The 5,572-nt window shown below is 63.4% G+C and carries 6 protein-coding genes; 4 read left to right on the plus strand and 2 right to left on the minus strand.

Annotation, left to right across the window (positions count from 1 at the left end; translation table 11 throughout):
- The first annotated feature begins 250 nt into the window (after positions 1–250).
- Entirely contained in the window at positions 251–619 is a 369-nt protein-coding gene (locus AACS18_RS02465) for a VOC family protein (protein ID WP_005347086.1), read from the plus strand.
- Between the two features lie 219 nt (positions 620–838).
- Here the strand turns inward: AACS18_RS02465 and AACS18_RS02470 are convergent, their stop codons facing one another.
- Positions 839–2,419, minus strand: coding sequence for an alpha/beta hydrolase (locus AACS18_RS02470; protein WP_108612011.1), 1,581 nt, complete (start codon positions 2,417–2,419; stop codon positions 839–841).
- Positions 2,420–2,764: 345 nt separating this feature from the next.
- Here AACS18_RS02470 and AACS18_RS02475 point away from each other — a divergent pair, with 345 nt between their 5' ends.
- Both AACS18_RS02475 and rluF read left to right on the plus strand, forming a co-directional pair.
- The gene (locus AACS18_RS02475) at positions 2,765–2,887 is read left to right on the plus strand and encodes a hypothetical protein (RefSeq protein ID WP_005350832.1); all 123 of its coding nucleotides are present in this window, start codon (positions 2,765–2,767) and stop codon (positions 2,885–2,887) included.
- Positions 2,877–3,911: a 23S rRNA pseudouridine(2604) synthase RluF gene (rluF, locus tag AACS18_RS02480; RefSeq protein ID WP_108612012.1), complete on the plus strand. Its 1,035-nt coding sequence runs from the start codon at positions 2,877–2,879 to the stop codon at positions 3,909–3,911. The genes AACS18_RS02475 and rluF overlap by 11 nt, the downstream gene beginning before the upstream one ends.
- Positions 3,912–3,976: 65 nt before the next feature.
- Here rluF and AACS18_RS02485 read toward each other — a convergent pair whose 3' ends face one another.
- Positions 3,977–5,239 (minus strand): cyanate transporter, encoded by a 1,263-nt coding sequence (locus AACS18_RS02485; RefSeq protein ID WP_108612013.1) that lies wholly within the window; start codon positions 5,237–5,239, stop codon positions 3,977–3,979.
- Positions 5,240–5,415: 176 nt separating this feature from the next.
- On the opposite strand from AACS18_RS02485, the gene AACS18_RS23020 reads away from it, so the two are divergent.
- Positions 5,416–5,572: helix-turn-helix domain-containing protein (locus AACS18_RS23020; RefSeq protein ID WP_374956602.1), on the plus strand; the 157-nt coding region annotated here is incomplete at its 3' end.

Genomic DNA, 5,572 nt, shown 5'->3' on the forward strand with positions numbered 1-5,572 from the left:
GCTTGCAATCAGGCGATTCTGGCGGCGATGGATAGCGAAGATGAGACCCTGCAGGCCCAGCGTGACAAAGCGTGCGCTGCGGTGCAGTAACGCGAATTTATCTGACCAGATCATTTGCGCTCGCTTTGCGCGCCAAGGCACACATGGGCTTACCCTTGCCGGGTATGATGGGGTTGCCCGCCGTGGCGGCAGTCGGATGCTTGCGGGCATATGCCGGTCACATCAGCCAGATCACCACCAGGAGGTAACCATGATCAGCCATATCGACCATCTGGTATTGACGGTCAGTGATATCGAACGGGCCGTGGCCTTTTACAGTTCGGTGCTCAATATGGAGGCCATCACCTTCGGTGCGGGGCGCCGGGCGGTAGGGTTTGGCAACCAGAAGATCAATCTGCAACTGTTGGGGCAGGAACCACGCAATCGGGCGCAGGTGGGGTCGGGAGATGTCTGCCTTATCACCCGCTGGCCGCTGGAGCAGGTGATGGCCCAGCTTGCCTGCCACGGGGTGGAGATTGTCGAGGGGCCGGTGACCAAAAGCGGTGCCTGCGGGCCGATAGAATCTGTCTATTTCCTCGATCCAGACCAGAACCTGATAGAAGTGAGCATCTACCCCTGATAGGGTTGGCGCGGTGCCTGACGGTGCAGCACCTATCAGCGTCACTCTATTTCTTCGACCCGGATCAGAATCTGATAGAAGTGAGCATCTATCCCTGAGCCCACCAAGCCATCCCCCCCATCGCACCATCAATAGAAAGGGGCCGTCAATTGACAGCCCCTTTCTTGTATCGCCATCGACCCAGCGCCAGTGGCTCTTTGCCGATACTCCAGAAACGCCCTAGAAAGGCGCGCTGCTCTCGTCGCTCTCCTGTAAAAACTGCTCCAGCTCGGCCTGATAGGCCGCATCAGGTTGACCACTGCTGGCAGGGGTTACGGCGGCAGGCCGGGCGACGGGAGGGGCGGTGAGGGTCTCCATCACCCGCTGCTGCAGATAGGGGTAGAAGGGGTTGGAGGAGGTGCGGGTGAGGGCGCCGGGGTTGACGATCAGCACGCCGCGCTCGCCTCGCAGGGCCAGACCACCGAGGTTGATGCCGTATTGCTCCCGCTGCTCCGGGCGCGCTGTCATGCCATAGAGGGGGTCGTCCATCGGGAAGGGGAGCGCCACATGGGAGAGGGAGTAGATCTCCTTGGGATAGTCGATGCCCAGCGGGCGGACCTGCTCAGGCTGGTCTGCGCTGGCCAGCGTTCTGGCCTGCGTCGCGGGAGAGGCGGGTTCCACATTGCCCACCACGGTGAGGCGATAGTGCTGAGGGGCGTTTGGCAGCAAGCGGTGCAGCGCCAGCTCGGAGGCCGAGCTCATCAGCGGGCCAAACAGAGTGCTGCGGTTGATATCAAACAGCACCAGTTCGCTGCCGTTGGCCGGCAGGTAGTGGTAGAGATCGGCAATGATGGAGCGGGTGCTGACGGTGTAGTCCATTACCGACTGGAAGGTGAGGGCGGGGGGAAACGCCGCCAGCTCGCCACTGGCGGCCAGCTGGCGCACCTGCTGCTGGATGGCGTGGGTCAGGCGATAGGACTGGCGCGCGCCGTTGACCGGAAACGAGTTGTACTTGAACGGGTTGAACTCCGGCATGGTGTCGAGCCAGGCGGCGTTGGCAAAGGCGGGCAGCAGGGCAGGCACGGCCTTGAGCCCGGCGAAGCGGGCAAAGCGGGTCACCCCGATCATCGGGGAGATCAGCACCAGCCGATCCGGTTTTGCCAGCGTGCCACTCGGGTCGGCCAGCGCATCGAGCGCATATTTCACCGCCAGCGCGCCGCCGTTGGAAAAGCCCACCAGATGCAGCGGCCGCTTGCCCTGCGCCAGCAATCTGGCCTCCCGCACCGCCAGTCGGGTGGCGGCCAGCCAGGTTTCCCAATCCACATCCACGAGGCCAGCGGGCACAGTGCCGTGGCCGGGGATCCGCAGCCCCAGCGCGATAAAACCCTGCTCCTGATATCGTCTGGCCAGATGACGCAGGCTGTAGGGGGAGTCGGTCAGGCCGTGCAGCAACACCGCCACCCCTTTGACTTCCCCCTCGGGGCGCAGTAGGTAGGAGCGGTTCCAGTTCTGCTGAAAGCGGGCGGGATTGATGGGGGCATCCTGATAGTAGCGATTGCTGGCCAGTTGCTGCTCAGGCGGCGTCTTGGCGACCACCTCGGTGGCCACCAGCTCGAACAGATCTGCTTCGCGGGCCAGATAGGCGTGCCAGTCGCTGCTGTCGAGCTCATCGGCGCTGAGTTCGGGGGGCACTACTGTGTGCCACAGCTGCAGCGGCGCTGCCTGCCAGGCGAAGTAGGCGATCACCGCCCATGCGGTCAGCAACAGCAGCAACAGGGTCAGCAGAGCACGGCGAACAAGGCGGCGAGTGTGAGCCAGCATGGTGCAATCCTTGGCGATAGGGGTGGTTCCGCCTCTGGGCGGGCAAGTTTGGCGCAGCACATTGGGCGCAGCCAACCGGCTTAAAGCCTAATGGAAACAAGGTGATATGTATAGTTGATGGCGTTCGTCCGCGCTGGCTGTGGGCGCCGGATCCCGCCGCTTACATCAGGCTGGCCGTTCGAAGGCTGCATCGCGGGCCATCTGGCGGCGTGAACTTGTTCGCGGATGCCCGCTTGGGCGCTGCGACCTTGCAACTATCTGCCCCTGAGAGGGGGCAATTATGCTACTGTAGCGGCGTTTTTTGATGGATAAGCTGGCATTGGCCTTTTTTGAAGATGGAATGGTATGCAGAACTTTGACGTAGTGAATTGGCTGATGCAGCAAACAGCCTCCCCGGCGCAGCCGGAACAGGCGATGGCACAACCGGGCGCGGCCCAGACCCTGTGGCAGGTGACCCATGCTGGCTAACGAATCCATGCGCCTGAACAAATACATCAGCGAGAGCGGTATCTGCTCGCGCCGCGAGGCCGACCGCTTTATCGAGCAGGGCCACGTCTTTATCAACGGCAAGCGGGCCGGGATCGGCGATCAGGTGCAGGTTGGCGATTTGGTCAAGGTCAACGGTCAGGTGATCGAGCCGCGCGAGGCGGACAGTCTGGTGCTGATCGCCCTCAACAAGCCGGTGGGCATCGTCAGTACCACAGAGGCGGGCGAGAAGGACAACATCGTCGATTTCGTCAACCACAGCACCCGGGTCTTCCCCATCGGGCGGCTCGACAAGGATTCGCAGGGGCTGATTTTTCTCACCAACCACGGCGATCTGGTCAACAAGATCCTGCGGGCGGGCAACGATCACGAGAAAGAGTATCTGGTGACCGTCGACAAGCCGGTGACCGACGAGTTTGTGCGCGGCATGGCGGCCGGGGTGCCGATCCTCGGTACAGTGACCAAGAAGTGCAAGGTGAAGAAAGAGGCGCCGTTTGTCTTTCGCATCACGCTAGTGCAGGGGCTTAACCGCCAGATCCGCCGGATGTGCGAGTACTTTGGTTTTGAAGTGACCAAGCTGGAGCGCATCCGCATCATGAACGTCAGCCTCAAGGGGCTGCCGGTAGGCGAGTGGCGCGATCTCACCGACGACGAGCTGATCGATCTGTTCAAGCTGATTGAGGACTCCTCCTCCGAGGTGAAACCGGCCAAAGGCGACAAGCCGAAGGCGGCCAAGGCCCCTGCGGTGCAAACCGCCAAACCGGGGCAGGGCAAGAAGCCGCGGCGCGATGACGATCACGAGATTGGTGGTCGCCCCAATGTGCCGGGCCCGGAAGCCTTCGAGAAGAAGCTGCCGGTGGGCAAGGGTGGCGCGGGCAAAGGTGCTGCCAACAAGGGCGGCGCTGGCAAGGGTAGTGCAGGCAAAGGGGCTCCCGGCAAGGGGGGCAAACCGGCCGCAGGCAAGCCGCGCACCGCTAACACCGGACGGCAGAAGAAGGGGCGCTGAGTTGCCCCTCTGAGTGGTATCAGCCGCCAGTCATCTCCAATACGGTTATCCCCAACACACCGGCCTCAGGCCGGTGTGTTGCTTTGGGCCGCAGCGCTGGCCGGGAGGGGCGACGAAAGGGTTGGCTCGCTGGCGGTCGGTAACCCCATGACGCGAGGGTAGTGGCGCGGGTCGAGGCGCAGCACCAGCAGGCTCATCAGCAGCAATCCCCCCAGCTGCCACTGCCAGGCGGCGGCGAAGTCACCGAACAGGTGATAGAGGCGCGCCGCCACCCAGGGGCCGGTGGCAGCCAGTATAAAGCCGAAGCCCTGCATCAGGGCGCTCAGGGTGCCGGCGCGGCGCGGATCGGGCAGATGATCGAGCGCAATCACCATGATCAGGGAAAAACTGCCGCCCAGACCGGCGCCGCACAGCATGCACCAGAGAATGGGGGCACTGGCGGGCGCCAGCCAGAGGCCGCCAAATCCCGCCAGCTGCATGGCGATGGCAAGGCCCATCCACGGTCGCCGATCCAGACTGCGCGCCGCCAGCAGCGGCAAGCCGAGGCCACTGGCGGTCTGGGCCAGTGCCAACCAGGCGACCAGCTCGCCCGCCTGCGCGGCGCTCCAGCCCTGCGCCATATAGGCAGGGGCCAGCCAGGCCACTACGATGCCGTAGCCGCTGTTGATGATGCCAAAGCAGACGATCAGCAACCAGCTGCGGGGCAGGGTGATTAGCCGCTGCTCGCCATCGGGAATGGCGACCGCGGCGGCCCGTGGCAGACGCACTTGCCACACCAGCCAGACGAGGGCCAGCAGCACCGGCAGACTCCAGAGCGCCAGCGCCCGCGACCAGTCGAGGCTCGCCGCCAACCGTGGCGTGAGACTGGCCCCCAATGCCCCGCCTCCCATCATGCAGGCGGAGAAGATCCCCATCACCAGCGGCACCTTGTGGGCGAAGGCCTGCTTGATAAGGGCGGGCAGCACTCCCTGCACCAGTGCCGACCCCAATCCACAAAGCGCCGCGCTGGCGATCAGCAAGGCGCCGCTTTGGGCATCGAAGCGCATGGCGCTGCCAATGCCGAGCAGCAGCAGGGCCGCCCCCAGCAGTTGGCGCGCACTGGCGCGCCGACGCAGGCTCGGGGTGAGCAGCACGCCAATACCGATCAGCCACAGCGGCAGCAGGGTGAGCCAGGCCAGGGTGTCCATCCCCAGTGCCAGACGCTGGTCAATGGCTTGGGCCAGCGGGCCGATGGCGGTAAGAAAGGGGCGCAGGTTAAGGCCAGTCAGGATCACCAGCACCAACAGGGCAGTCTGGCCTGCGGGATGATCCGCATTTCGTTGATTCATCGGGTGCAGTTTCCGGTTCTGGGAGAGACAGGGGGCATTCGGGACACGGAGTCATCGGGGCTGAACATGGCAGATCACCGTCAAAGGAGGCAAAAACGCCAGCCTAGCGGGGTCGAAAGTCATTTTGAAATTAAATGATAGAATGGGGTTCAGTGGTTTTGTAAATGGAGTATCCCATGCTGGATCCCCTGTTACTGCGCAGTTTTGTCGCCATTATCGACACCGGCAGCTTTACCCGCGCCGGTGAACGGGTCCATCTGACCCAATCCACCATCAGCCAGCAGATCCGCCGCCTTGAGCAGCAGCTCGGCTGCCCGCTGCTCGATCGTGCTG

Source organism: Aeromonas sp. HMWF015, assembly GCF_963878965.1.
In the GTDB taxonomy this organism is placed as follows: Bacteria; Pseudomonadota; Gammaproteobacteria; order Enterobacterales; family Aeromonadaceae; genus Aeromonas; species Aeromonas veronii.